Origin of the sequence: Pseudoalteromonas sp. DL-6 (assembly GCF_004328665.1) — a bacterium.
Classification (GTDB): Bacteria; Pseudomonadota; Gammaproteobacteria; order Enterobacterales; family Alteromonadaceae; genus Pseudoalteromonas.
In genome coordinates this window covers 236241-262855 of record NZ_CP019770.1, presented here as the reverse complement: position 1 = coordinate 262855, position 26615 = coordinate 236241, and the positions used below count along the sequence as shown (strand labels likewise).

22 protein-coding genes and 1 tRNA gene are annotated in these 26615 nt (G+C 40.8%); 11 read left to right on the top strand and 12 right to left on the bottom strand.

From position 1 onward, the window contains the following. Positions 1-97 precede the first annotated feature (97 nt). Positions 98-174, bottom strand: a tRNA-Trp gene (locus B1F84_RS01240). 228 nt (positions 175-402) lie between these two features. Here B1F84_RS01240 and B1F84_RS01235 point away from each other — a divergent pair. Then, positions 403-4329 carry a hybrid sensor histidine kinase/response regulator transcription factor gene (locus B1F84_RS01235; protein ID WP_240702007.1) on the top strand — a complete coding sequence of 1309 codons (3927 nt, stop codon included), beginning with the start codon at positions 403-405 and terminating at the stop codon, positions 4327-4329. Between the two features lie 133 nt (positions 4330-4462). Then, positions 4463-5587 carry a CsgG/HfaB family protein gene (locus tag B1F84_RS01230; protein ID WP_076919441.1) on the top strand — a complete coding sequence of 375 codons (1125 nt, stop codon included), beginning with the start codon at positions 4463-4465 and terminating at the stop codon, positions 5585-5587. Between the two features lie 50 nt (positions 5588-5637). Here the strand turns inward: B1F84_RS01230 and B1F84_RS01225 are convergent, their stop codons facing one another. Both B1F84_RS01225 and deoC read right to left on the bottom strand, forming a co-directional pair. Beyond that, positions 5638-6138 (bottom strand): hypothetical protein, encoded by a 501-nt coding sequence (locus B1F84_RS01225; protein WP_131690337.1) that lies wholly within the window; start codon positions 6136-6138, stop codon positions 5638-5640. Then, positions 6122-6874 (bottom strand): deoxyribose-phosphate aldolase, encoded by a 753-nt coding sequence (gene deoC / locus B1F84_RS01220; protein ID WP_131690336.1) that lies wholly within the window; start codon positions 6872-6874, stop codon positions 6122-6124. Before deoC ends, B1F84_RS01225 begins: the two co-directional genes overlap by 17 nt. Positions 6875-7139: 265 nt before the next feature. Between deoC and cysG the strand changes: the two genes are divergently transcribed. The 6 genes from cysG to cysQ are packed head-to-tail and all read left to right on the top strand — an operon-like array spanning position 7140 to position 14093. Next, positions 7140-8561, top strand: a complete 1422-nt coding sequence (cysG, locus tag B1F84_RS01215) for a siroheme synthase CysG (protein ID WP_131690335.1) — start codon at positions 7140-7142, stop codon at positions 8559-8561. A 43-nt stretch (positions 8562-8604) separates the two neighbouring features. Further along, positions 8605-9504 carry a sulfate adenylyltransferase subunit CysD gene (cysD, locus tag B1F84_RS01210; RefSeq protein WP_008108450.1) on the top strand — a complete coding sequence of 300 codons (900 nt, stop codon included), beginning with the start codon at positions 8605-8607 and terminating at the stop codon, positions 9502-9504. Then, the gene (gene cysN / locus B1F84_RS01205; protein ID WP_008468825.1) at positions 9504-10928 is read left to right on the top strand and encodes a sulfate adenylyltransferase subunit CysN; all 1425 of its coding nucleotides are present in this window, start codon (positions 9504-9506) and stop codon (positions 10926-10928) included. Before cysD ends, cysN begins: the two co-directional genes overlap by 1 nt. 33 nt (positions 10929-10961) lie before the next feature. Further along, a complete protein-coding gene (locus B1F84_RS01200) occupies positions 10962-12686 on the top strand; it encodes an SLC13 family permease (RefSeq protein ID WP_076919445.1) in 1725 nt (574 codons plus the stop codon). Positions 12687-12719: 33 nt separating this feature from the next. Further along, on the top strand, positions 12720-13313 hold the full coding sequence (gene cysC / locus B1F84_RS01195; RefSeq protein ID WP_008108444.1) for an adenylyl-sulfate kinase: 594 nt from the start codon (positions 12720-12722) through the stop codon (positions 13311-13313). A gap of 9 nt (positions 13314-13322) precedes the next feature. Next, on the top strand, positions 13323-14093 hold the full coding sequence (gene cysQ, locus B1F84_RS01190; RefSeq protein ID WP_131690334.1) for a 3'(2'),5'-bisphosphate nucleotidase CysQ: 771 nt from the start codon (positions 13323-13325) through the stop codon (positions 14091-14093). Positions 14094-14170: 77 nt separating this feature from the next. Here the strand turns inward: cysQ and B1F84_RS01185 are convergent, their stop codons facing one another. Further along, positions 14171-14968 (bottom strand): alpha/beta hydrolase, encoded by a 798-nt coding sequence (locus B1F84_RS01185; protein ID WP_131690333.1) that lies wholly within the window; start codon positions 14966-14968, stop codon positions 14171-14173. A gap of 477 nt (positions 14969-15445) precedes the next feature. Between B1F84_RS01185 and B1F84_RS01180 the strand changes: the two genes are divergently transcribed. Together B1F84_RS01180 and B1F84_RS01175 are read left to right on the top strand one after the other, a co-directional pair. After that, positions 15446-16717: an aromatic amino acid transport family protein gene (locus B1F84_RS01180; protein WP_131690332.1), complete on the top strand. Its 1272-nt coding sequence runs from the start codon at positions 15446-15448 to the stop codon at positions 16715-16717. A 130-nt stretch (positions 16718-16847) separates the two neighbouring features. Continuing rightward, positions 16848-18185, top strand: coding sequence for a M24 family metallopeptidase (locus tag B1F84_RS01175; RefSeq protein WP_131690331.1), 1338 nt, complete (start codon positions 16848-16850; stop codon positions 18183-18185). A gap of 62 nt (positions 18186-18247) precedes the next feature. Here B1F84_RS01175 and speD read toward each other — a convergent pair whose 3' ends face one another. From speD to B1F84_RS01135, 8 genes are all read right to left on the bottom strand, one after another. Further along, complete coding sequence (gene speD / locus B1F84_RS01170) at positions 18248-19060, bottom strand: adenosylmethionine decarboxylase (RefSeq protein ID WP_008468810.1); 813 nt, start codon at positions 19058-19060, stop codon at positions 18248-18250. An 88-nt stretch (positions 19061-19148) separates the two neighbouring features. Continuing rightward, positions 19149-19562 (bottom strand): OsmC family protein, encoded by a 414-nt coding sequence (locus tag B1F84_RS01165; protein ID WP_008108439.1) that lies wholly within the window; start codon positions 19560-19562, stop codon positions 19149-19151. Positions 19563-19657: 95 nt separating this feature from the next. Next, positions 19658-19996: a DUF3802 family protein gene (locus B1F84_RS01160; RefSeq protein ID WP_008108438.1), complete on the bottom strand. Its 339-nt coding sequence runs from the start codon at positions 19994-19996 to the stop codon at positions 19658-19660. 143 nt (positions 19997-20139) lie between these two features. Then, positions 20140-21609 carry a succinylglutamate-semialdehyde dehydrogenase gene (gene astD / locus B1F84_RS01155; protein ID WP_008108437.1) on the bottom strand — a complete coding sequence of 490 codons (1470 nt, stop codon included), beginning with the start codon at positions 21607-21609 and terminating at the stop codon, positions 20140-20142. A 15-nt stretch (positions 21610-21624) separates the two neighbouring features. Further along, positions 21625-22641 (bottom strand): arginine N-succinyltransferase, encoded by a 1017-nt coding sequence (astA, locus tag B1F84_RS01150; protein ID WP_131690330.1) that lies wholly within the window; start codon positions 22639-22641, stop codon positions 21625-21627. Between the two features lie 85 nt (positions 22642-22726). Continuing rightward, on the bottom strand, positions 22727-23932 hold the full coding sequence (locus B1F84_RS01145; RefSeq protein ID WP_008108435.1) for an aspartate aminotransferase family protein: 1206 nt from the start codon (positions 23930-23932) through the stop codon (positions 22727-22729). Positions 23933-24301: 369 nt separating this feature from the next. Next, positions 24302-25462: an HDOD domain-containing protein gene (locus B1F84_RS01140; protein ID WP_131690329.1), complete on the bottom strand. Its 1161-nt coding sequence runs from the start codon at positions 25460-25462 to the stop codon at positions 24302-24304. Positions 25463-25506: 44 nt separating this feature from the next. After that, positions 25507-26088, bottom strand: a complete 582-nt coding sequence (locus B1F84_RS01135; protein ID WP_008108433.1) for an aminodeoxychorismate/anthranilate synthase component II — start codon at positions 26086-26088, stop codon at positions 25507-25509. Positions 26089-26329: 241 nt separating this feature from the next. Between B1F84_RS01135 and B1F84_RS01130 the strand changes: the two genes are divergently transcribed. Next, entirely contained in the window at positions 26330-26572 is a 243-nt protein-coding gene (locus tag B1F84_RS01130) for a YdcH family protein (protein WP_076919452.1), read from the top strand. The last annotated feature ends 43 nt before the right edge of the window (positions 26573-26615 follow it).

Sequence of the window (26615 nt, the reverse complement as noted above, 5' to 3'; positions counted from 1 at the left end):
CTGCACGTCGACAGGGTTAATCCATTAAAATCTAAACTTAAAAACAAGCTTACTTAAACCGATTTTTAGTTCTAGACTTTGCTCACTTTGTAAAAATTGGCAGGGGCGGAGAGATTCGAACTCCCAACCGTCGGTTTTGGAGACCGCTGTTCTACCAATTGGAACTACGCCCCTGCAAAGTGGATGCCTATTATACTTACGCAATTCATTAACACAAGAGTAAAAAGATACCCATAACTTAAAATCTCTCTGGCGACTGTAAAAATCAAACTTAACATTATTAAAAAAGCAGTTTATGATTGTTCCAATTTTAGGAATACTGTTCGCACAAGGAAGCCAGTGCCTTTACTTCACCCCCTATTCAAAACCCTCATTTTAAGTTTTTTTTGCTTGTTTCATAGCATGCTTATTGCCCGCCCTATTCACTTAGATACATTTTCGAGTGAGCAAGGATTATCGCAAAATTCCATTACATGCAGCATCACTGATGAGCAAGGGTTTCATTGGTTTGCGACACAAGGCGGTCTTAATCGCTTTGATGGTTATGAGTTTAAACGCTTCAAGTCTCACCCTACTGAGGCTAGTATTTCAGGAAACTGGGTCACCGATTGCCTTGCTGGCGGCCCTCATGCTATCTGGTTTTCTACAGCCAGTAATGGTTTAAACTTACTTGATACTCAAACCGGTCAATTTAAGGTTTTTAATACACAAACTGAGTTGGCGATTACTGATAACCGTATATGGTCACTGGCGCCAGATAACCTAAATAATATTTGGTTAGGCCATGAACATGGAAAGTTAACACGATTAAATATAGTCAATAATGAAGTTGAGTCATTTAGCTATACTAGCCCTGAGCAAGCTAATACAGTCATACAAGATATTGTTATAGATACACAACAGAATATCTGGTTAGCGACCGACGAGGGGTTAATTAAATTTAACCCAGAGCTAAAAACGTTTAATCACATTGCAGGAAGTCATAAAAATTTATGGCGGCTGCAATTAAATGCACAAGGGCAGCTATTAGTAGCAAGCAAACAAGGGCTTAGCCTATTTAACCCTAAAACAGAGGCTTTTGGGGAGTTTGCTCAGTTTGCAGGTGTATGGATCACCGATATCTTAGTTGACGACACCGATACCTTGTGGCTAACAAGTTATGGTAAAGGTTTATTTTACAAAACAGAGCAAAGTACATCTAAAAATAACTTTGAGCACATACCGCACAATAAGCAGCAACTAAATGGGCTTGCTAATGATTACCTATTGTCACTTTATCAAGATCGGTTCGGTATCATTTGGATTGGTACAGATGGCTATGGGTTACAACGTTATGATAAAAAGCAAAATCAATTTTCGCATCAACAGCACTTGAGCGATGATGACAATACCATTAGTCATAATTTTGTTCGCGCTCTACTCAAAGATACACAAGGCCAATTATGGGTTGGTACGCGTGACGGTTTAAACAAACAAACCGACACAGGTTTTAAGCACTATAAAGTTAACTCAAAATTACAAAGCGGCCTAACCAATAATAATGTCTTTAGCCTGCATGAAGATAACAAGCAGCGACTTTGGATTGGCACTTATGGCGGCGGATTACTGCAATATAAACCAACTGAAGATAATTTTATTACCTATACAATGCAAAGCCATCAGCTTAGCAGCGATCGTGTTTATGCGATAACGAGCGATCCTAAAGGAAATTTATGGCTAGGTAGCAATCAAGGTTTAACACGCTTTAATCCCGATACCTTAGAGGTTCAACATTACAAGCACGACGACTCGACTAATAGTCTTGCTAACAATACCGTGTTTACTCTGCTTTTTGATCAAAATACAAACGGATTATGGGTCGGGACGCGTGCAGGTTTAGATTATCTAAGCATGGAAGATGAATCATTTACTCATTACCCCGCCAATCAGGCATCGCAAACTGGTTTAAGCCATAATATGGTCACCTCTTTGCACCTGCAAAATAACGATACTTTATGGGTGGGTACCTTTGGTGGTTTAAACCGCCTTGATAAAAAAACACAAAAAATCTCTTACATTACCGAACATGATGGATTACTAAACGATAATATTTTTGCCATTAAAGATGATAGCAAAGGCTACTTATGGCTAAGCAGTAACCAAGGACTGACTCGCTATAATCCCACGAATCAAGCTATGCAGCATTTTTTACCTCGTGACGGCGTGCAGCATAATTCGTTTATTTTAGGTGCCGCTTTTCAAGCACCTGATGGCGAGCTATTTTTTGGCGGAATCAATGGCTTTAATCAGTTTTACCCTAGTAAACTGCAACTGAGTACTTCATCCCCAACCCCAGTATTAACTGAGCTATTAATTTACAACCAAGCAAGTAAAACAAAAAACTATCTAACAGATCAAAAGCAGCCTGCAAAACTAATAAACCATACTAAAAAACTCTCTTTTCCAACCAGCCAAGGGGTCATTGGCTTTAAATATGCCGCCGTTAATAACGCTTCATCGACTAATCAATATCAGTATGCTTACAAGCTAAATGGTTTAGATAAGCAATTTATCTATACCGATGCAAGCCAACGACAAGTTAACTATTCACAGCTAAGTGCAGGTAACTATCAATTACAATTAAAAGTAAAAGATCAATACGGGCAATGGAGCAAAGTTCACACTATGCTAAAGCTGACAGTAACGCCTCCTTGGTGGCAAACGCAATTAGCCTATGCGGCTTATTTTATAATAGTTTTGATTATTACATGGTTAATTTTAGCGTCACGCTATCGAGCTAAAACCGCAGAGCAACTCATTCAACAAGAAAGAAAGCTCAATCAACTAAAGACCCAATTTTTAGATAACATTAGTCATGAACTTAAAACGCCATTGAGCTTAATTTTAGCGCCAGTAGAAAACTTACAACAGCAACAACTTGGTGCTCAAGCACAACAACAAGTTTCTATAATTAAGCGCAACGGGCACCGCCTTCTTAATTTAATCAATGAGTTATTACAGTTAAGTCAGCGTCCAAGTTCGGCTACAGAGAATGTATCCGCTTATTCTTTAAGCCCTTTTGTAGCGCAAATAGTAGACGACTTTGCTATTTTGTTTGCCCAAAAAAATATTAATTTTTCTTTTAAAGACACGACGCAACAGCCTAGTTACATAAATTTAGAAACTAAACATACTTTATCTATTATTGATAATTTATTGACCAATGCACTTAAATACACCCCATCAGATGGAACCGTTAATCTAACGCTTTCTAACACAAACAATAATGTTGTTATAACGATATCTGATACTGGTATTGGTATTGAAGAGCACCAGCAAGCGCTTATTTTTGAACGCTTTACTCGTATTGCAACACACAACCAAACAGGCAGTGGTATAGGTCTCGCGCTGGTTAAGCAGCTTGTAGAGCAATACGACGGGCAAATTTCATTAGCCAGTAAAATAAACAAAGGAAGTTGTTTTACAGTCACGTTGCCATTGTGTGAATCAGATAACTTATTAACGGATAAACAACTAGCGTCCTCTCAAACTATGCTGGTAGAAAACAACAAAAAACTACTCATTGTTGAAGATAACGAAGAAATGCGTGAGTTACTGGTTTCATTATTTAGTGATAACTACACCTGCCTCACCGCTAATAATGGAGAAGAAGGGCTAGTGCTGTGCCAAACTCAAATGCCCGATATAGTGCTCAGTGACGTAATGATGCCTACGATGGATGGATATCAACTTCTCAGTGCCATTCGCTCAGATATCTCTATTAATCATATCCCTGTTTTATTACTCTCTGCCAAAGCAGACAGTCGCAGTCGAATAAAGGGGCTTGATTTGCTGGCCGATGACTACCTGTGTAAACCCTTTGAAGCATCATTATTAAAAAGTCGGGTTCATGGCTTATTAGGCATTCGTGATGCGTTAAATAAGCACCTAATAAAACAGTTATCAGCCCAAGCACATGCTGTGACCTTAGATGCACAAATAGAGCAGAATAAAGATTACACGTTTACAGAACGCTTAAAAACAATTTTGCGTGAAAATTACCAAAATGAACTATTTAGCGTCGAAGAGTTTGCCAGTGCAATGTGTTTGAGCCCTCGTGCACTGCAATTAAAAATGAAAGCACTTTTTGACATTACACCCAGCGATTACATTCGCAATACCCGCTTAGAATATGCAGCAAAATTATTAACTGATAGCGACTTAACCATAGGTTTAGTTGCAGATAACACCGGCTTTAGTTCTCAAAGTTACTTCGCCCGTTGTTTCAAAGCCAAATATTCACTTACACCAAAACAATACCGAGAAGCGCAAACATGTAAAAGTAATTAGCTTCGCGTGTGTACTCAAAGCTTTCGCCTGAGTACTATTTTTAAGCTACTGATTTATTTAAATTAACCTTAATTAGCCATTGCTAAAAAAATAACTACAAATGTAATTAAGCAGATAAATTAAGGAAAATCCTATGCTCTCATCCATACAAAAAACGCTACTTGCCACAGCATTAATAACCAGCTTAAGCGCATGCCAAAGCACCTCAACAAACGTTACCTCAAATCAAAACTCGCCTGACATTAATGAAGTAAGCAAACAGCAATACAATGGCCCTAAAGCACGTATCGCTGTGGCGCGTTTCACTGATAAGTCGAATAACTCTAGATGGTGGCGAAAAGAGATCGGTGAAGGTATGGCAGATCAACTTACCACTGCACTTGTTGGCACTAATCGCTTTATTGTATTGGAGCGCCAAGCACTAGACGCTGTGCTTTCGGAGCAAGATTTAGCTGTATCAGGCAGAGTGAGTGCACAATCGGGTGCAGCGTATGGCGAAATTGAAGGCGCTGAGATTGTAGTCGTTGCAGCGGTTACTGAATTTGATGATGACAGTTCAGGGGCAAGTGTTGGTTCGGGCGGTTTTATTGGTGATGTGTTTAGCTCTGTTTCAGCTGGCTTTTCTGGATCGCATATGGCTATTGACCTACGCTTAATTGATACACGCACTTCACGTATTCTCGCCGCTACTAGCGTTGAGGGTGGCAGCAAAGATTTTGACTTTACTAGCGCAGCGACTAACTTTGGTGGCGCACTCGTTGGAGGAAGTCTTAGCGGTTGGTCAGACACCCCAAAAGAAAAGGCACTACGTGAAGTAATAATTAAAGCCGTTGAATTTTTAGAAACTAAGATTCCAGATACCTACTATCGCTATAACCAAAACAACACGCTTGCAGCAGGCTATACAGCGCCACCACCGCCAAAAGTAACAAGTAAAAGAACAGCGTCTGTAGCTGTCGATGTGCCGAATCATAGAATGCCACATTACGAAAAAATGGATTTGGCAATGTCTCGTATGAACTTGGTTTGCTTAGGGTATTTAAAAAACCAACCTAATTATGAAGAATTTGAGACTGAAGACGTAGAATACGACCGCCAAACTGTATTAGCACTGCGCGAATATCAACAAGAAAAGAGCTTGAAAGTAACAGGCCTTGCCGACGAAACAACAAAGAAATCTTTAGATGACACAAAATGTTTAGCAAAAACTCAAAAATCAGGGCTTGAAAGCTTAGGCAGCATGTTTCAATTTAACTAATCAATACAATTCAATTTAAATCAAAAAAAGCGGCTATCCCCTAGTCGCTTTTAATCTACTCGTAATAACTCACCGCGATAAAAATCACACAGTAACCATATTTGCTCAAATTGATGGGTATTTGGAAAAGCTATTGTTTTTATTACCGCTTCAAAGTCGCTCTTATGCCAAATAGTGCTAGCGTTACGAATTAGCAACCAGGTACGTTTTGAGTAATAACGCTTAGTCGCTTTTTGTTTGAGCAATCGTCCTAATGCTGATTGCAGTCGGTTTTCACTGGGTTGTTGAGCCATGTCAGCTAAGTCACGTTGCATTTGTATCGACAGTGGTCGGCCTAGCACGGCCATTGCTTCGGTTTCACTAGCGTATAAATGCGCTACTTCTATATCGAGTTGCTCATTTGCTTGGTAACAGCTTACATCAGGTCTATCGGGTTCATTATGCCAAATGTGGCGCATATGAATGCCGGTTTGCTGTTCATAGCAACGCAGAAACAACTTAGCTGCATCGTGCTCCAATTGTTGTTTTTCGGCATCACTGCTGCGCTTCATGCAATACCTTATAAACGTCATTTAAAAGCGAGGAAGCGCCAAACCTAAATGTCTCTGGTGCTAAATATTCATGCCCCATAATCTCGGTTGTTAGTTGCATATAAGCATTGGCATCTACAGAGGTTTTTACCCCGCCAGCGGCCTTAAAGCCAACTGGTTTTGATGACTTTTTAATAACTTTAAGCATAATTTCAGTTGCTTCAAGCGTGGCGTTAACCGCAACTTTACCGGTGCTGGTTTTTACAAAATCAGCTCCCCCTTGAATAGCAAGCTCAGTTGCTTGAGCAATAAGTGCAGGTGTTTTTAGTTCACCGCTTTCAATAATCACTTTAAGTTTAGCGCGACTACCACATGCTTTTTTACTTTCACTCACGTATTCCAGCACGGTATCGGCCTCGCCTTTTATAAGTGCTTTGTAAGGAATGACTAAGTCAATTTCATCGGCCCCCCGCTCTATAGCTATTAGTGTTTCATTAAGCACTTCATTAAGTGGCACATCACCTGTAGGAAAGTTAGTCACTGTGGCCACTTTTACATGACTCAATAACCGATTAGCGAGTGCTATTTTTGCATCATCTACAAATTCACTAAACACACAAACTGCAGCAGGCGTGCCTAACTTAGGATCAATACTGTTTACTAATGCATTAATACTAGCTTGACTATCATCGGTGTTTAAACTGGTTAAATCCATTAAACTAACAGCTAGCATGGCGTTTTGAATGTTATTTGTCATTTTATGCCCATGAAATTTTAGAAACCTTAAACTATATACGTATCATAGCTTAATCTTGCTATAGCTCATAACCAAACACTATAAGCGCGTTTTTTATACTAAATGTCACTCTCCCCCTTACTAAATAAGATTTAGACCTAAAAAACACAGTTTATATAACTTTTAAGTATATCAACTAAGATTTAATTATTTTTTACTTATCAATAGCCGCTATATTCTGCCTTTGCGTTATACACTTTATTATCTTTTTTAGGGGCGTTACTCAGTGCAATATTTACCTATCTTTACCAAACTCGACAACAAGCCAGTATTGGTAGTTGGCGGTGGAGAGGTTGCCTTGCGAAAATGCCGCGCGTTCTTAAAAGCGCGTGCCGCTGTAACCTTAGTTGCCCCATGGTTTTGTGATGAATTAAAAGAACATGCTCACAACAATGAAGTAACATTAATAGATGCCTATTTTGAAGAGTCACATCTTGATGGCAAAATTTTGATTATTGCCGCCACCGACAATGATGAAGTTAACAATACGGTATTTGAACTCGCCAATGCCCGTAATGTGTTTGTAAACGTGGTGGATGATCAACCTAAATGTACCTTTATTTTCCCCTCTATTGTTGATCGCAACCCAATTACCATTGCGATTTCAAGCGCAGGTACCGCGCCGGTATTAGCACGGCGTTTACGCGAAAAGCTCGAAACACTTATCCCGCAGCATATTGGCCCGCTAGCCAACTTAGTCGGTGGCTTTCGCCATAAAGTAAAACAGCGCTTTAAACACTTTGCCGATCGTCGCCAGTTTTGGGAAGGCGTATTTGATTCATCAGTAGTGAGTAAAGTCCAAACCGGTGACACCCATGGCGCTGAGCAACAATTAGAGCAAATGCTAGATGCCAAAGTTGAACCAGAAGGCGAAGTATACGTAGTGGGTGCAGGCCCTGGGGATCCGGAGCTACTCACCCTAAAAGCATTGCAACTAATGCAACAAGCCGATGTGGTGGTATATGATTACTTGGTTTCCGATGAAATTATGGAATTAGTGCGCCGCGATGCTGATTTAATTTGTGTGGGTAAACGCTTAGGCGATCATAGCGTAGCTCAAGAAGATACTAATCAGATGCTAGTTGATTTAGCGCAGCAAGGTAAAAAAGTATGCCGTATTAAAGGGGGCGACCCGTTTATTTATGGCCGTGGTGGCGAAGAAGTACAAGTACTGGCAGCCAATAACGTAAATTACCAAATAGTGCCAGGTATAACAGCGGCCGCAGGCTGTAGTGCCTATGCAGGCATCCCTTTAACGCATCGCGACCATGCCCAAGCTATTCAATTTGTTACTGGTCACTGTAAAAAGGAAGGCCAAGAGCTTAATTGGCAGTCGCTTGCTCAAAAAAACCAAACACTGGCTATTTATATGGGGGTGATTAAATCGCCGCATATTCAAGCTGAGCTATTAAAACATGGGCGAGAAGCAACAACACCAGTGGCAATTATTGAAAACGGCACCCGTAAAAATCAACGTGTTGTCACAGGACAGTTAGACCAATTAGCGCAGCTCATTGAGCAGCATCAAATAATTTCGCCCGCGTTACTCATTATAGGTGAAGTGGCCTCACTACATGACCAATTACACTGGTTTGGTGAAAAAGCGCAGATCAGTAGCTTTGCTCAACCACTGACAGACGTAGCGTAATTTAACAGATTTTAATTTAATCATTTTAGTAGGACGACCAACAATGGCTTTAACTCACCTTCAGCAACTTGAAGCTGAAAGTATCAAAATCATGCGCGAAGTCGCCGCTGAGTTTGAGAACCCAGTTATGCTTTACTCAATCGGTAAAGACTCATCGGTACTTTTGCATTTAGCTCGTAAAGCATTTTACCCTGCAAAGATTCCGTTTCCGTTATTACACGTAGACACCAACTGGAAGTTTCGTGAAATGATTGAGTTTCGCGACCGTTTAGCTAAAGAGTACGGCTTTGATTTAATCGTGCACAAAAACCCTGAAGGTATCGAAATGGGTGTAGGCCCATTCACGCATGGTTCGGGTAAACATACCGATATCATGAAAACTCAAGGGCTAAAGCAAGCGCTGAATAAATACGGTTTTGATGCCGCATTTGGTGGCGCACGTCGTGATGAAGAGAAATCACGCGCCAAAGAGCGTGTTTACTCATTTCGTGATAAACACCATCGCTGGGATCCTAAAAACCAACGCCCTGAGCTTTGGAATACCTATAACAGCCAAGTGAACCCAGGTGAAAGCATTCGTGTATTCCCACTATCTAACTGGACTGAACTAGATATTTGGCAATACATTTATCAAGAAAACATCGAAATGGTGCCACTGTATCTTGCTAAAGAGCGCCCTGTGGTAGAGCGCGATGGCACGCTAATTATGGTTGATGACGATCGCATGCCGCTTAATGAAGGTGAAGTGCCGCAAATGAAGTCGGTTCGCTTTAGAACATTAGGCTGTTACCCGCTGACTGGTGCAGTTGAATCTACAGCCAGCAATCTAACCGAAATTATTGAAGAAATGCTGCTTTCATCGTCATCTGAACGCGAAGGTCGAGTGATCGATCATGACTCAGCAGGCTCTATGGAGAAGAAAAAACGTGAGGGGTATTTCTAATGTCTAACCTAAATAACGATACATTTAATGAAGTAAAAGAAATTGGTATAGACGCTTACCTAGCACGTCAACAAGATAAAAGCTTATTGCGCATGCTAACGTGTGGCAGTGTGGATGACGGTAAATCAACCCTCATTGGCCGCCTACTGCACGATAGTCACCAAATTTATGAAGATCAGCTAGCCGCGCTTCATAAAGATAACGAAAAAGTGGGTAACGCCGGTGAAGAGCTTGATTTAGCACTGTTAGTTGATGGCCTTCAAGCTGAGCGTGAGCAAGGCATAACAATTGACGTAGCGTACCGTTATTTCTCAACCGCTAAGCGTAAGTTTATTATTGCCGACACCCCAGGGCATGAGCAGTACACCCGTAACATGGTTACCGGTGCATCAACCAGTGATGTTGCCATTATTTTAGTGGATGCACGTTATGGTGTGCAGGTACAAACTAAACGTCATAGTTTTATTTGTGACTCATTAGGTATTAAGCAGTTTGTGGTTGCGGTTAACAAAATGGATATTGTTGATTTTGACGAAACGGTTTATGAAAAAATTAAAGCTGACTATTTAAAATTTGCCGAGCAACTTAACGTATCAAACATTAAGTTTGTGCCTATGTCGGCACTTAAAGGCGATAACGTAGTAACCCGCTCTGCACATACTCCTTATTACACCGACAAGCCGTTGCTTGAGCTATTAGAAGACTCACCAGCAGCTGAAATTGACACCGGTTTTGAAGCGCGTCTTCCGGTGCAATACGTGGTACGCCCTAATCTAAACTTCCGGGGTTTTCAAGGCACGCTTACATCAGGTAAATTACGTGTAGGTGATGAAGTGAAGGTACTGCCTTCAGGTAAAACATCACATATTAAAGAAATTGTTACTTTTGATGGCAACCTCGACACCGCCGAAGCTGGCCAAGCAATTACAGTGACCCTCAATACTGAAATAGATATTAGCCGAGGAGACGTTATTGTACCTGCGAATTCGCAAGCGCAAGTAACCAACCAATTACAGGCTAAAATTGTGTGGATGCACGAGTCACCATTGGTACTCGGTAAAAGCTACAACCTTAAACTTGGCAGTAAAAACACCTCGGCCATGGTCACAAAAATAGACCATACTATTGATGTAAACACCCTAGAGCATGGCAGTGCAGATTCATTGCAGTTAAACGAAATTGCGATTGTGACACTGGAGCTGACCGAGACTATTTTAGCCGATCAGTACCATCATAATCATGAAACCGGTTCGTTTATTCTTATTGATCGTTTATCAAACTTAACGGTTGCAGCGGGAATGATAGAACAGGTACTGCAAAGTGAAGAAAACGCGGGACAATTTAGCGACTTTGAAGTTGAATTTAATGCCCTCGTACGCAAGCACTTTCCACATTGGCAAGCGCTTGATATCTCAAAGCTATAACGTTAATGAACGCCTGTTAGGAACATTTAAAGCATGGTAGAACAGCTCATTTTAACAGGCATTATGTTGCTTTTAGTCGGGTGCCTGTTTGGCACCCGTATTAATCCTGCATGGTTATTTGTTAGTGCCATAGGCACCAGCTACCTAACCGGGTTAATTGACTTAGAAAGCATGCTGGTTAATTACACTAACTCATCATTAATTACTTTAGTGTTATTAATTTTAGTGTCGATAGCGATAGAAAAAACCACACTTATTCAACGCTTAGCTAAATCGTTATCCAGTGGTAGTTTAGTTAAGTCAGTAACTAAATTAGGGCTGTCTACCGCCTTTTTATCGTCGTTTACTAATAATACCGCGGTGGTTGCCTCTTTAATTACCGCCATAAAGGATAACCCAAATCACTCCCCTTCAAAGCTGCTGTTACCTTTGTCGTACACCGCTATTTTAGGGGGGACAATTACGCTTATTGGTACCTCTACTAACTTAATTGTAAATGGTTTTGCAGTAGATGCCGGTATGGCGCCACTGGGCTTTTTTGATTTTACCTTGGTGGGTTTGGGCGCACTCAGTATTGGCTTAATCACTATTTTAGTGATGCTAAAATGCCTGCCCGACAATGGTAAAAATAGCCAAGAGGTGGTGCCTTTTTATTTAGAAGGGAAAGTACAAAGTGGTTCTAAACTAATAAACCGCACCGTAGAAGAAAACGGTTTACGCGATTTAAAAGACTTGTTTTTGGCTGAAATTATTCGCGATGGCAACCGCATTTGCGCCGTGACCCCGCAACATATTATTCAACAAGACGACATACTGCTGTTTGTAGGCGATATAAAGTCGGTACCTTTACTTACTCGTTTTGACGGCTTAAAAGTGGTGCATGACAAACACGAAAAAGACATTGAACACCTCGTTGAAGTTGTCGTTAGTCAGTCGTCTAAATTAATTGGCAAAACGGTAAAAGAAGCCCGCTTTAGAGAGCAATTTCATGCGGCCGTTATTGCTATTCGCCGTGGTCACGACCGCTTACAAGGCGGGCTTGGGCAAGTGCGCTTACAAGCGGGTGATTCACTCATTCTCGCCCCTGGTAAAAGCTTTTATGACTTAACTAACTTAAAGCGCGAATTTGTGTATATTTCAGGGCTTGATTTACAAACCCACCTCGGTGCAAAACAATCAAACATTGTATTGTTAAGTTTTGCAGGTGTACTGGGATTAAGTATTTTAGGTGCAGTACCGCTGGTTAAAGGCTTGTTAGTGTTACTTATTGGCCTAATGCTGTGTGGTACTATCAAACTAAGCGAAATAAAGCGCCGCTTTCCTATTGAGTTACTTGCCGTAGTAGGTAGTGCTATAGGTTTAGCTAAGCTGATGATAGGCACCGGCCTTGCCGGGCAAATATCAGACGCCATGTTTGTAGTGCTGGGCGACTTTGGCCCTTATGGCGCGTTTATCGCTATCTTTTTAATGACCGTATTATTTACCGAATTAATCACTAATAATGCCGCAGCGGCGCTATCGTTTCCGGTTGCCTACTCATTAGCCATTGGCTTTAATGTAGAACCTTTACCGTTTATTATGGCGGTTGCATTTGGCGCTTCAGCCAGCTTTATTTCACCTTTTGGTTATCAAACTAATCTAATGGTTTATAGCGCGGGTAACTACCGACTAAAAGACTATGTAATGATGGGGCTACCGCTTTCTATTATTTATTCAATCACCGTACTGACTTTGATCCCGCTGGTATTTCCGTTTTAATGCCCGCGTTTATAGCATAAAGAGACACAGCAAATGGATAACAATATTGTTTGGCATAATTACGCCACCACTAAAGTACAGCGCAGCGAACAAAAAAAGCACAAGCCGGCTATTTTATGGTTTACTGGTTTTTCTGGCTCAGGTAAAAGTACCGTTGCGAATGCACTAGAAGCAGCACTCAATCAGCAAGGTGCGCACACGTACCTACTTGATGGCGACAATGTACGCCATGGTTTATGTAAAGATTTAGGCTTTAGTGATGCCGATCGCGTTGAAAATATCCGCCGCGTAGGCGAAACCGCCAAGCTAATGGTTGACGCTGGTTTGTTAGTCCTTACTGCGTTTATATCTCCTTTTAAAGCTGAGCGCGACATGGTTCGTGAGTTAGTTGATGAGGGTGAATTTATCGAGGTATTCATCGACACCCCTCTTGAGGTGTGTGAAAGTCGCGACCCAAAAGGCTTATATAAAAAGGCGCGCGCCGGTGAAATTAAACACTTTACCGGGATTGATTCTACTTACCAGCCGCCAGTTAATCCTGAAATAATTTTAGATACCAGTAAAAACACCCTAGACCAATCGGTAGCTCAACTGATAACGTATCTAAAACATCAGCATATACTATAGGCCCATCTAATGAACCAAACTGAACTGCTAGAAGAAACCCTTATTCTCGCTCGCGAAGCGGGAAGCGCGATTATGGGTATTTACAACAAAGACTTTAACGTTGAATACAAAGCTGATGAAAGCCCCGTAACCGACGCCGACTTAGCAGCTCATAAAATCATTATTGCCGGACTAAAAAAGCTCACCCCAGACATTCCTGTGCTTAGTGAAGAAAGCGCCGATATTGGTTGGGACGTACGCCAAACATGGAAAAGCTATTGGCTGGTTGACCCAATTGATGGCACCAAAGAATTTATTAAAAAGAACGGCGAGTTTACCGTTAATATTGCCCTAATCGAAAACGGCAAACCAGTTTTAGCTGTGGTTGATGCCCCTGCGCTAGGTGTATCGTACATAGCCGCTGAAGCCATTGGTGCTTTTAAAGATAAAGGCGATGAGCGCATCGAGCTTAAAGTCACCACCAAGTCTAACAAAGGCCTTATTCGTGTTGTAGGCAGTCGCTCGCACCCCTCTCCTGATTTAGCTGAATTTGTAAAACGCTTTGATGAGGTTGAAATGGTGTCAAAAGGCAGCTCACTTAAACTGTGTTTAGTCGCCGAAGGCAGTGCCGACATTTACCCGCGCTTAGGCCCAACTTGTGAATGGGATACAGGAGCAGGCCATGCGATTGCCGAAATAGCCGGTGCAAAAGTCACTCAACTTGATGGCAGCCCGCTTATTTACAACACCAAAGATGAATACTTAAATCCGTATTTTGTGGTGAGTGCGATAGAAGAATAAAACGCTACGGGCTACGGGCTGCGGGCTTAGTGTCGCGAGCAGCTCTATATCCCGTTGGGTTTATTCCTTCTACAACCCTAACGATTTTGTTGGGCGATAAAAGCAAGCGAGTGTTGATTGAATAAGTCTGGGCGTTCCACGTTACAAACATGGCCGCAATGGTGAATTGTTTGCAGTACGCTATTTTTATGGCGCTTTACCATTTCTTTAACCGGGCCAAGGAACATGTGATCTTCTTTACCCATAATGTAAAGAATGGGTATATCAATGTCTTTTTCTTTGAAATACTGCATTAAAGGATTTACGTCCATGGCTAATTTAAACCATTTTATAAACTCTTTTTGGCACAAGCGTTTTGCTTCACGAACAAACAAAAGTCGAGACTCTTTATGACGCTTTTTCGGCATCATAATAAAAGCAAATAAACGATACAGCCACATGTAAGGCAACAAGTGTTTAAAGGTATTGCCTAAATAAACCAAGGTATTACTTCGAGTGTTAAAACGAGTAACCGCTCCACCTAGCACCATGCTAGAAACATATTGCGGGGCGATTTCTGCAATATTTCGAATAAGAATTGTGCCCAATGAAATACCAACAAAGTGTGCGCTGGTGATATTGTTATGATCTAACACATTAATAATGTCTTTAGAGACATTATTAAATGAGTAATTATTATCTACAAAGTTTTGTAATAGATCATTAGATTTACCGTGACCACGAAGATCAAGCAACAACACATTATATTCTTTTTTATAAGCTTTTAGCTGACGAAACCAGATTGCCGAACTACCCCCTGCGCCATGGACAAATACTACCCATGTTTTACTGGTTTCGTGCACAAAAATAGTATGGAAAAGAATGTCTTTGCTCATTGCAATTAGCGGCCTATTTACTTCATTTGGCTTATTGAATTGTAGAAAGTATAACCGAGTTTAGAAAAAATCTCTTATGAAGTTCCGATTAATGGCTTCAATATTACAGGATAAAACCCGTTTTGAGTTGTTAGCTATAAATTAACTGGTCAAGAAAGTGAGCAAGTATTCTCAATTCTCATAAGTACACTTATCAATCATTCACTGAGTTAATCTATATCAAGTACACATTGACTTGAAAATAACTTTTCAGATTGTATGTCTCGCCTTTCACACCAATCATGCTGATTATTCACTCATTTCGCGGCATATTCCCGCGCTAATTGCTTGCCTTTTGAGCACTGTTTCATATTCGTGACAGTCAGTAACTAATACGCTACAACAAATTTATATCCACGACATAAAAACACATGAAATGTGTGGTTAAAAACTATATTCTTCGGCGCAATTATTATGATAAATAATGGATACACACACATGACAACATCTCAAGGTGCAACGCTTTCAAATGCACCAGCACAAGACGCACACACGTCTAAATCAAAATGGAACCTGCATGATACGCAGTGGACACTGAGCCTTTTTGGCACCGCAGTGGGTGCTGGTATTTTATTTTTACCGATTAATATTGGTATTGGTGGTTTTTGGCCGCTGATTATTATGGCGTGTTTAGCCTTTCCTATGACCTTTTTGGCGCACCGTGGTTTGGCGCGTTTTGTATTATCATCAAAAAATAAAGATGCTGACTTTACCGATGTAGTAGAAGAACACTTTGGCGTAAACGCGGGTCGACTGATCTCCTTGTTATACTTTTTATCAATTTTTCCTATTTTGCTCATTTACGGTGTGGGTTTAACCAATACGGTAGACAGCTTTATGGTCAATCAATTAGGAATGGAGTCGCCGTCACGCGTTGTGCTTTCAGGTGTACTTGTTGCTGTTATGATTGGCTTAATGATGGGCGGTGAACGCTTAATGCTGCGCGCCTTTGCTATTTTAGTTTACCCGTTAGTAGGTATTTTATTCTTTTTGTCTTTGTATTTAATCCCAAGTTGGCAAATGCCCGATACAGCCTTGCCTGAGCTAGGTAGCTTTAGTAAAACACTTTGGTTATCGATTCCTATTATTGTGTTTTCGTTTAGCCATGCAGCAGCTATTTCAAGCTTTGTTAATAAACAACGCAGTCACTACGATGACCTAGCAACGTCTAAGTCAGAAGCAATTCTAAAACGTACCAGCTTATTACTGATCACCTTTGTTTTGTTATTTGTGTTCTCATGTGTGTTATCGCTTACCGGAGACCAAATGGCTGCAGCAAAAGCGGCAAACGTCTCTGTTTTATCTTACTTGGCTAATATTACAGAAAACTCATTTATTGCAACGCTGGGGCCTTTGGTTGCCTTTATTGCGATAATGTCGTCGTTTTTAGGCCACTTTTTAGGGGCACGCGAAAGCTTTACTGGGTTAGTGACTAAACACTCAAGCATGAGCCCTAAAGTGGCTGATAAAGTGGGTGCGGTACTGATGTTTTTCGCTATTTGGTTCTGCGCGGTTAAAAACCCAAGCATACTAGATATGATGGATCAGTTATCAGGCCCAATCATTGCGATGATTTTATTCATTATGCCAATGATTGCAGTTTATAAAGTGCCTAGCTTACAAAAATACCGTAACCGTTTAAGTACCTTATTTGTACTGGCTGTTGGTTCATTAGCAGTGTGTGCGTTACTGTACAGCATGCTTAGCTAAGCAGTATTTATTACAAAAGCCCAGCGCATTTTGCTGGGTTTTTTTATGCCTGCGGTTTATCGCAAATGCTTTGTTTATATTGTTGATTGTGCAATGTTAGCTTATATATTCGCCTAAAAATAAGCCAACTATGCAAAACAATAAATGCGTTTTTTTACTCACTTTTATACTCATACTCCTTAGCCCTGTAATTAAAGCCGCTGAGCCTCCTACTATTTTATCAATGAAGGAAAGGGCCGCGTTTATCGATAGCATTACCGAAAAACGTATTAAAACGTTATTGCCCACATTAATGCAGCAACACAATATAGATATGTGGCTAATGATAAGCCGCGAATATAATGAAGACCCGATATTAAAAACCATGCTGCCTGCTACATGGCTCTCGGCAAGGCGCACCACTATTTTATTATTTGCAGTTAACAAACAAGGCGGTGTTGACGCCTTTGCAATTGCACCTTACAAAATAGGAAGCATCTTTAAAAAGGCCTGGGATAAGCAAGCACTGCCCAATCAGTGGCGCGCACTTAATGAGCTAATTGAGCAATACCAACCACGAAATATTGCCCTTAATACATCAACAGACTGGGCTCATGCCGATGGCTTGGTACTGGGCGATTATAAACAATTAATGTCTACCCTACCTAAACCATATCAAAGCAAAATAATATCAGCCGAGCCGCTGGCTGTTTCATGGCTTGAACAACGTATTCCCGAAGAAGTAGATATGTATAAGCATATTGTATCTATTGCCCATCATATTATTGCTGAGGGATTCTCCAGTAATACCATTACGGTTGGAGAGACAACCAGCGACGATTTAGTGTGGTGGTTTAGAGAGCGGGTAAGGGAGCTTAAGCTGCAAACGTGGTTTCATCCTAGCATTGCAATACAACGCGCCGACAGCAAATCGTTCGACCATGAAGACAGCTTTACCAACGGCTATGCCGATAATGTTATTCAAGCAGGCGACTTATTACATGTCGATTTTGGCATTAATTATTTGCGCTTAAATACCGACACTCAACAACACGCGTATGTTTTAAAACCAGGCGAGACAAAAGCTCCCGATTACCTAGTTGATGCGTTAAAAAAGGGTAATAAGCTACAAGACATTTTTACAGCTGAATTTACAGCTGGTAAAACAGGTAATCAGGTTTTAAAAGCCGCCCGTGAAAAAGCCATTGCACAGGGGTTAAAGCCCACTATTTATACTCACCCGCTTGGCTATCATGGTCATGCAGCTGGCACTACATTAGGTATGTGGGATGCTCAGCAAGGTGTACCGGGGGATGGCGATTACCCGCTGCATTTAAACACGGCATATTCTATTGAGCTTAACAATGCGGTGTTTATAAAACCGTGGAATAAAGAAATAAAAATAATGCTAGAAGAAGACGCCATGTTTGATAAAACCGGTGTGTGGTATCTCAATGGCCGGCAAACCGAGTTATTACTCGTTAAGTAACATTAAACAACACATACAAAAATGGCGCTCAGTGAGCGCCATTTTTATTTAATGCGTTGCTATTATTCTGTATCTGGCAGATTACGGCCATAGAATATTTCTTGCATTTCACGCGTCAGTTTTGAACGAATTTCTTCTTCTTCGTCATCTGACAAATCATCTGTAGAAATACCAAATAAATAGGTGTTTAAGTCGGTTTCTTTTAACATCATTTTGGTGTGGAACAGATTTTCTTGATACACGTTCACGTCCATCATTTGGTACGCTTCTTTGGTATCTTCTGTCATGAAGTTTTGAATCGAGTTAATTGCATGATCAATGTAATGTTTAACGCCGTTTACATCACGGGTAAAGCCACGTACACGGTAATCAATCGTTACCACATCAGACTCAAGACTATGAATTAAGAAGTTTAACGCTTTAAGTGGTGAAATAATGCCACAGGTTGATACTTCAATATCCGCACGGAAAGTACAAATGCCATCATCAGGGTGTGCTTCAGGGTATGTGTGAACGCATATATGGCTTTTATCAAGGTGTGCAACCACTGAGTCAGGTAATGGTCCTGGCGCTTCATCAGCATCATAATTTTGCTGCTCTTCTACCGGCTCTTCTGAAACTAAAATAGTTACGCTGGCACCTTGTGGCTCGTAATCTTGACGTGCAACGTTTAATATATTGGCACCAATAATATCAACCACATCGCCTAAAATGTCGGTTAGTCTATCTGCACTATACTGCTCATCGATATATTCTATGTATTCTTTACGTTGTTGCTCTGTTTTTGCATAGCAAATATCGTAAATACTAAAGCTTAAGCTTTTGGTTAAATTATTAAAGCCATGAAGTTTAAGTTTATCGAAGGGTTTGTTCATAATAAACCAACCTATAAATTAGTGAAATCTGCACCTGCAGAATGAAAAGTTCGCGGATTTTATACGAATTTCACTCACGGAAAAAGCGTTATTTTCCCTGATCTTGAACAACTTCGTGGCTATGAGTAATTTCTACTGTTTTATCAAGCATTAATGCAACAGAACAATACTTTTCAGCGGAAAGCGAAACCGCTCGTTCTAAGTGTTTTTCAGAGACATTATTACCAGTTACAACAAAGTGTAAATTAATTTTTGTAAACACCCGCGGGGCTGTTTCTGCTCGCTCAGCAGTTAACTGCACATCAACTGATGAGAAGTCTTGTTTGGTTTTTTTTAAAATGCTAACAACATCAACCGACGAACAACCACCCACAGACATCAGTACCATTTCCATTGGACTCGGTGCAGCTCCATCACTACCCGCATCAAATACCACATTATGGTTGCTGTTAGAGCGACCTATATACGTATTACCTTCAACCCATTTTACATTTGCTTGCATTGTTTTATCTCAATAATTTATATTCATTACACGTAGACACTCACGCGTATTTAAAATTAAATAGCGAATAAAGCGTGGTTTTTAAAGGGGGACTATTAATTAATTGCGTTATCAAATAAGTTTTTGACTAGCCCAGCAAACTCGTCAATAAAAGCATGCTGTTCGACTGTAACAGTGTGGGAAGTCACACTACTAAGTACTTCTTGTAAATCGTAAACAATACCATCAACTTCGCGTACAATTTGGCTACGTTGCTCAGTAGAAAGGTCAGGATGCTGTTGGCAAATGAGTATCACATTTTCGGCAATGACATCTTCAATTAACTCAATAACGGTTGGTGCGCCGGGCTTTATTTCGCCTGGTTTCTCAAACATCGCTAAATTCTGAGTTAGGTACATTATTAAATCATCGTACCCTTGCCTGTTTAAAACCATTGTTTATTTACCTCGCAATTACTAATGCTTAATTTAAGCAGAAAGCACTGATAATTGCTAGCTTTGTGAGATTGCAATACAAAAAAAGCAGCCGAAGCTGCTTTTATACTAATTAAGTCGTACTTAACTAATGTTCAGAGTACTTAATCTATTTTTAAGCCTGGGCTTAATGTTGCCGGCATGGTTACTTTTTCAAGTTCCACAGACGCAACAGGGTATGCACAGTAATCGGCAGCGTAATAAGCGCTTGCTCTGTGATTACCTGAGGCACCAATACCACCAAACGGTGCAGCACTTGAAGCACCTGTAATTGGGCGGTTCCAGTTAACAATACCCGCACGAATACGACGTAAGAAATGATCGTAATCAGCTTGGTTATCACTTAGTAAACCTGCTGATAAACCAAAGCTAGTGTCGTTTGCTTTATCAATCGCTTGGTCAAAATCGTCAAAGCGGAATACTTTTAAAAGTGGACCAAAATGCTCTTCATCTGGGAAGTCATTAATATTTGTACACTCAATAATACCCGGTGTAACAAAACCTGTATTTGCTGTGTGCTCAAGCTCAACTAATACTTCTCCACCCATGGCTTTTAACTCATCTTGTGCTTTAACCATACCAGCCGCAGCGGCCGCTGATATCATTGAGCCCATAAATGGTTGGTCAGCATCGTCGTAGTTACCAACTTTAATTGCTTTAGTCGCTGTAATTAAGCGCGCTAAAATTTCATCGCCTTTAGCGCCGGTTGGTAAAAATAGTTTACGCGCACATGTACAACGTTGGCCGCTTGAGATAAACGCAGACTGCACAATATCATGCACTACAGCGAGGGTATCTTCTGCATCTTTAACGATTAGCGGATTATTACCACCCATTTCAAGCGCTAAAATCTTGCCTGGTTGACCTGCGAACTGTTCATGTAAAATATGACCCGTACGTGAAGACCCAGTAAAGAATAAACCATCAATGCCTTTGTGTGACGCCAATGCTTTACCTGTTTCTACTTCACCTTGTACTAAGTTAATAACCCCTGCTGGTAAACCGGCTTTTTCCCATAGTTTAAGGGTTAGCTCAGCCACCATAGGTGTAAGTTCAGAGGGTTTAAATACCACAGTATTACCAGCTAAAAGTGCAGGTACAATGTGGCCATTTGGTAAGTGCCCAGGGAAGTTATAAGGACCAAATACAGCAACAACACCATGTGGCTTATGACGGATCATCGCACGACCTTGCGGCATGGCGTTTTCAACATCACCTGTACGATCTAAAAATGCTTTTTCAGCAATGGCAATTTTACCTACCATAGCGCCCGCTTCAGTACGTGTTTCCCAAAGTGGTTTACCTGTTTCTTGTGCAATAGCAACCGCTAGCTCTTCACTGTGCTCTTTTAATGTTGCAGCAAAGGTTTTTACAATTTCTAAACGCTCACTAAAGCTTTTATCAGCCCAGCTATAAAATGCTTCACGTGCTGATGCTACAGCGCTATCTACTTGCTCTGCGCTTGCAGCTGATGCCTGCCAAATAACGTCGTTATTTGCAGGGTTAACTGAATTAAATTCTGTGCCTTGGCCTTGTGACCATTGACCATTAATAAATTGTGCAGGATGAGTCATATACTTTCTCCTAAATTAAACTGGGGTAGCAGTAACAAAATCGCCCGATTTTAAATGTAATGCATCAGCAAGTTCTTGCGTAAGCACCAGGCTATTAGAACGCGAATCAAATGCCATTGGCGCTACGGTTGCTCTAAAGTCTTCAAGCTTATCATTGGCTAGTAATACCATGGTATCGCCTGTCATCTCGCCAATTTCAACACTAAAGTTTTGTGCATTACGAACGGTGGCAATGTTATCTACTTTTGCTTCAACGGTTGGACCCGCATCAAAAATGTCAACGTAACCATTAAAGGTAAAGCCTTCGCTTTTTAATAACTGAATAGCTGGGCGCGTATTATCGTGTACTTGACCAATAACCGCTTGCGCTTCTTTACTCAATAAATTGACGTAAATTGGGTATTTAGGCATTAACTCCGCAATAAACACTTTTTGCCCGATTCCCGTTAGGTAATCTGCCGTTGGGAAATCCATTGAGAAAAAGTGTTCTTCAAGCCATTGCCAAAATGGGCTACTGCCGTTTTCGTCAGATACGCCACGCATTTCTGCGATAACGGTTTGTGCAAAGCGTTGCTGGTGTTGTTTTATAAACATAAAGCGTGCTTTTGAAAGCAGCTTACCGTTACAATTTTTACGATAGCCGTCTTTTAAAAACAGCGTACACAGCTCTGTAGCCCCAGTGTAGTCGTTACAAAGGGTGAGAATATCTACCGCTTTATATACATCTAGCGTGCGCGAAGAGTGAATCACTTTACTCAAATGGTAATGATAAAATGCGTCATCTAAGCCAACTGCCGCTTCAATACCTGAAGTACCAACTACTTCGCCAGTTTCAGTGTCTTCAAGTACAAATAAGTACCCTTCATCACCGGGTTGTGACGTGGTTTTTGTAAATGAATTAACAGAATGTGCAATCTTCTTTTGTAATAACTCTTCGTTATTAGGTAAAGAAGTAAAGCCATGTCCCGACTCGTCGGCGATGGTTACTAAAGCTGCATAATCACTTTTTTGGATTGGGCGAAGGATCATCATGAATCCGCTTACTCCCTTATATATAACGGTAAATAGGAACTGCAAGGGCAAACAATGTTTGCCCTTAGAGAAGTTAAATTAGCGATTACGCATTTACAACGTGGGCTACTGCTTTTTCAAAGCGTGCCATACCTTCGCGAATATCAGCTTCTGGTATTACTAAAGATGGAGTAAAACGAACCACATCAGCACCTGCCACAAGTGACATTAAGCCATGCTCAGTACCCGCAACTAAAAACTCTTTAGCGCGTCCTTTGTACTGCTCATTTACTACGGCACCGATTAATAAACCTTGGCCACGAATTTCACTAAATACGTGGTACTTTTCGTTAATCGCATTAAGTAGCTCGGTAAATAATGCCGCTTTTGCTTTAACGCCCGCTAATACTTCTGGATTATTCACAGTATCAAATGCGGCTTCTGCAACAGCACAAGCTAGTGGGTTACCGCCGTAAGTAGAACCATGAGTACCTACTTTAAGGTGCTGTGCAATCTCAGTGGTTGTTAGCATAGCGCCAATTGGGAAACCACCACCGAGTGCTTTTGCTGAGGTTAAAATGTCAGGAACTACGTTTAAACCTTGGTATGCGTAAAGCTCACCTGTACGACCAACACCTGATTGCACTTCATCAAAAATAAGCAGTGCATTGTGCTTAGTACATAAATCACGAACGCCTTGTGCAAATTCGTCAGTTGGCGAGATAATACCGCCTTCACCTTGAATTGGCTCCATCATTACTGCACACGTATTGTCACTGATCAGTGCTTCAAATGCGGCAAGATCATTGTAGTCACAATGAACAATATCACCAGGCTTAGGACCAAAACCGTCAGAGTAAGCCGCTTGACCGCCTACAGTAACCGTGAAGAATGTACGACCGTGAAAACCTTTGTTAAAAGCAATAATTTGCGATTTTTCTGCGCCAAATTTATCAAGCGCAAAACGACGTGCTAATTTAAGTGCCGCTTCGTTTGCTTCTGCGCCTGAGTTTGCAAAGTAAACTTTTTCTGCAAAGGTCGCATCAACCATTTTTTTAGCTAAGCGAAGCGCTGGCTCGTTGGTCATTACATTTGATAAATGCCAAATTTTTTCGCCTTGCTCTTTTAATGCACCTACTAATGCAGGATGGCAATGGCCAAGACAGTTAACGGCAATACCACCAGCAAAGTCGATAAACTCTCGTCCTTGTTGATCCCATACACGAGAGCCTTCGCCTCGAACTGGAATTACGCTTGAAGGTGCGTAGTTAGGAACCATTACGTGATCAAATAATTCGCGATTGACTGTCATTTTATTTCCTCTTAATTGTGTGCATCACAAAGCAGTAGAATAGGGGTGTGATTATTGTTAATAACCAAATAGGTGGGCAAAATTAATACGATTATATTTGCCTGAAACTACGTTGTGGTTCAATTTTCAGGCGCTCATTATTTCAGAAATTTGGGGTTATGTCTCTTCAAAAACTTTCATGTACCCCTTTAAAATAAAGGGCTTAAGATATTATTTCATAGATAGTGAATAACTATTTGGCAGCTAAAAATAACGAATGCTTACCTTAGTCAGCGCCTCTACAACGAAAAAGGCATGGCGCTTATAAACCAACAGCACATGAGGAAGTAGAATTAAAGTGAATGAATAGTCGCAAAAAAATTAACAGATTTAATCAATTTGCAGTGCCAAATTAGTAAAATTGCCCGTTTGTAAGATATCTAACTCTTTTTTAGTGAACTGATAATAGCTAAACCAGCTTTGTAATTCATCGTCTTCAATAAGCTGGTGCTCTTTTAAATTTAAGTATTGAGAGTAACAACGCGCTTTTAAAATTACTTGCGCTAATGGCAATAAACTATCGCCCTTTGCTACTCCATTCACTAACTGCTGCATAACACTGTCAAACGGCAAATATTTAAATGACATGCTCTCAATCACCTTAGCGCTAACAAGCAATGATTTTTCATTCAGCAGTGTCGTTAAAAATAGCGGGTCGGGCTTTAACTCCAATAACGCGGTATGTAGGTTTTTGTCACCTTCTTCACGAGCACGCTGTACTTTGCGTTGCCATACCTGATCAAACACTTTTAAATATAAACGTACTAAAGCAATTTGCCCCACATTCAGTAACATGCCCAGGGTAAATGCATGCATGGGGTTTACCCCATTAAGTTGAGCAAGCGTTTGCGCCGCAATGGCACAGGACATGGTGTTGTCTTTTAATCTGCGCTTTAATAGCGGAAATGGTGCTGTGCTGTGTGGCATCCAGTGACGCACACAAAAAGTAGGCACTACCAGTTGTAAGTTATCTAAACCGACGTAGCGTAATGCCAGTGCTGGGGTGTCTACTTTGACTGAGGTACTTTTACTGCGTTGCTTACGATAAAAAGGTAAATTAACTAAGGTAACCAACTCTCGTCCAAGCCAATTTAAGTCGTTAATTAACGGCTCTAAACGACCAACCGATGCCGCACGAGTTGCAAGAATATCAAGTATCGCGGGCACATTGTCATCTATGCCAATAGTGTCTTTAATAACAGAGTCTATGTCTTCAAGGCGCTTGGCCATCACGGTCTCAATAACCGTATGTAATTTTTGACTGGTTTTTGCCTGCAACTTTTGATGTGAAGTGCTTTTTTGTTGACGCTTTTGCTGCGCAGCCACTTCGACTTCTAATAAGGTACGATTTTTAACCGGTTTACCATCATTGAGATCTAAGGTATGAATAAAGCCTATTTGCTGGTTGGCAAAACTATGACCCAGTAGCAAATCATGCGCTCGTTGATGTAGCACGTTAACAATACGCTGTTGCTGCAATGTGTCGGTCATAAGCTCTATCTTAGGGAAAAAGTAAATAGCTTGCAGGTATAAGCCTAGAAGCGTGTTAAAAAGTTATCAAGTAAAGCTAAGCCTTGCTCTGTCAAAATTGCTTCAGGATGAAATTGCACGCCTTCGAGCGCGAGCTCGTTATGTAATAATCCCATAATTTCATCACGCTGCCCAGTGTTGCTTTGAGTCCACGCTGTGACTTCTAGCGCTTTAGGCAATGAGTGTGCTTCAACAATTAAAGAATGGTAGCGGCACACTGTCAGCGGGTTAGGTAAACCTTTAAACATACCTTGATGCTGATGATATATTGGCGATGTTTTGCCATGCATCACCTGTTTAGCTCGCACTACTTTCCCGCCGAGTACCTGAGCAATCGTTTGATGCCCTAGGCAAATACCTAATATAGGATAAGTTCCTTTAAATTGCTCCACCACAGATAACGAAACCCCAGCCTCATTAGGGCTTTTAGGGCCTGGAGAAATAACAATGTGATCGGGGTTTAACTGTTTAATTTCGCTCAGTGTTATTTGGTCGTTACGTTTTACCAACACTTCTTGATCTAATCGTTGAAAATACTGTACCAAATTGTAGGTAAACGAATCGTAGTTATCGATCATTAAAAGCATGTAATAGAGTACTCAAAGTAATTAGGAATTGCAGGCATATTCTAACTGAAGGCTTTGCAGGTGTCAGTGTTTTGCAGCCCAGCAAATACAAATAGCCGACTTACAATCAGCAATGGTTGATTTATTTTAAATCAGCCCAAGCTCTATTGTATGAGTAATTGGGCAGTCACAGACTATCTATAAATAAAGTGACCTGCATTATTCAACAGAGTATTAAATACGTATAAGCAAGGAGTAACCTATGTTAGGCGAAGACCATTCATTAACTAAAGACTTTCCTGATTACACGCAAACTATTGCAAAACTCAATGCAAATGATGAAAACTTTGCAACCAAAGCAAAACAATATAATGAAATCGATAAAGAAATTCGGGTACTTGAGCTACAAGACTCACCTATCGATGACGACGCTATGCAGCAGCTAAAGCATGACAGAATGATATTGAAAGATTGGTTACATCAACAATTAACGGCTGCTAATTAATTGCTATTATTTGGCGTCTATTAAGTAATAGCCGCCAAAATTA